Source organism: Armatimonadota bacterium (assembly GCA_025059775.1).
In the GTDB taxonomy this organism is placed as follows: Bacteria; Sysuimicrobiota; Sysuimicrobiia; order Sysuimicrobiales; family Sysuimicrobiaceae; genus Sysuimicrobium.
Genome location: JANXCW010000034.1, coordinates 1 through 1,018, shown reverse-complemented (window position 1 = coordinate 1,018; position 1,018 = coordinate 1). Strand labels below are relative to the sequence as shown.

The following is a 1,018-nucleotide window of genomic DNA, read 5'->3' as shown; positions in this document are numbered from 1 at the left end:
TGGCACCTCCGGGTGGGGTTTGCCCTCCTGGAGGGCCCGCTGCCCGTCCCGGCAGAGGGTGCCCTCCCCCCGCCCTCCCGTTCCGGTCCACCGCCTGGGCCTGGCGGAGGGCCTCCGGGTCCCCCAGGCGCTGGGCTCTAAGGGCCCTGGCAGGGAAGGGTCGGTGGGAGGCCCTTGGCCACAAGGTAGGGCCCGTCTGGGGTCAGGAACGGTGCCCCATTCCCGTCCCCATCAACCCCCTCGAGGCCAAAACCGTTGCCCCTAACCCCGTACCGGCCCTACCCCTCCTAGGGGCCAAGGCCAGGTGGACCAGGGTATCCTTAATGAAAACCGTTCCCCCAAGGGACGCGGGAGCGGAAACCCCTGGGGGCCCTCGGGATCCCAACCCTTAGGGAGGTTGCATATGGAAGCGCTACTGGGCATCGCCATTCTTGTGGCCCTGGGCCTTCTCCTCACCTATAACGGCCTCATCGCCCGCAAGAACGCGGTGGAAAACGCCTTCGGCGCCGTGGAGGCCCAGCTCAAGAAGCGCTACGACCTCATCCCCAACCTGGTGGAGGCGGTGAAGCGGTACATGGCCCACGAGCGGGAGCTATTGGAGAGGCTCACCCTCCTGCGGGAGGAGGCCGAGCGGGCCAGGGCCAGGGGGAATGCCGAGGAGGAGTTCCGCCTCGAGGGGGAGGTGGGGAGGCTTCTGGGCCAGCTTCGCCTCCGGGCCGAGGCCTACCCCGACCTCAAGGCAAGCGGGAACTTCCTCCAGCTCCAGGCCGCCCTCACGGAGACCGAGGACTCCTTGGCCGCGGCCCGAAGGTTCTACAACCAGGCCGTGACCGACTACAACAACGCCATCGAGCAGTTCCCGGGCCTCCTCCTGGCCCGGCCCATGGGCTTGGTGCGGAAGCCCGTCTTCACCCTCCCCGAGGGGGAGCGGGAAAGGCCAGACCTCGGGGAGCTTTTCGGGAGGTAAGGGGTGGAGGAAAAGGTCCTGGAAGAGCTGGAAGGGCAGTTGGCCCCCCTC

The 1,018-nt window shown here is 68.2% G+C and carries 1 protein-coding gene; it reads left to right on the top strand.

Features of this window, described 5'->3' with window-relative positions; all coding sequences use genetic code 11:
* Positions 1 to 403: 403 nt before the first annotated feature.
* Positions 404 to 967 carry a LemA family protein gene (locus tag N0A24_12205; GenBank protein MCS7174098.1) on the top strand — a complete coding sequence of 188 codons (564 nt, stop codon included), beginning with the start codon at positions 404 to 406 and terminating at the stop codon, positions 965 to 967.
* Positions 968 to 1,018 lie beyond the last annotated feature (51 nt).

Coding starts and splice junctions, on each gene's coding strand:
- N0A24_12205 (MCS7174098.1), top strand. CDS start 404: ATGGAAGCGCTACTGGGCATCGCCATTCTTGTGGCCCTGGGCCTTCTC.